General features: G+C 58.8%; 1 protein-coding gene. It reads right to left on the bottom strand.

Annotation, left to right across the window (positions count from 1 at the left end; all coding sequences use genetic code 11):
- A partial coding sequence (locus EN804_RS36655) for an ATP-binding cassette domain-containing protein (RefSeq protein WP_135922449.1) occupies positions 1-284 on the bottom strand: 284 nt, incomplete at both ends.

Here is a 284-nt window from a genome sequence, read left to right as displayed (position 1 = left end):
CATCAAGCGCCGAAGTTGGTTCGTCAGCGATGACGAGATCGGGATCGGCAAGCAGCATCATGGCGATCATCACGCGCTGACCCATGCCACCGGAGATTTCGTGCGGGTATTGCTCGTAGACACGTGAGGCATCGCGGATCTTCACCGCATCCAGCATCGCCAGCGCCTTTTCCCGTGCCTCGGCTTTTGATGCCCTGAAGTGGCGCAGATAGGTCTCCGTCACCTGATCGCCGACGCGACGGATGGGGTTGAGGGAGAATTTCGGATCCTGAAGGATCATCGAC

Source organism: Mesorhizobium sp. M8A.F.Ca.ET.161.01.1.1 (assembly GCF_004792105.1).
GTDB lineage: Bacteria > Pseudomonadota > Alphaproteobacteria > Rhizobiales > Rhizobiaceae > Mesorhizobium.
Note: the sequence above shows the minus strand (reverse complement) of the source record. Positions and strands in the feature narration are given on the sequence as shown.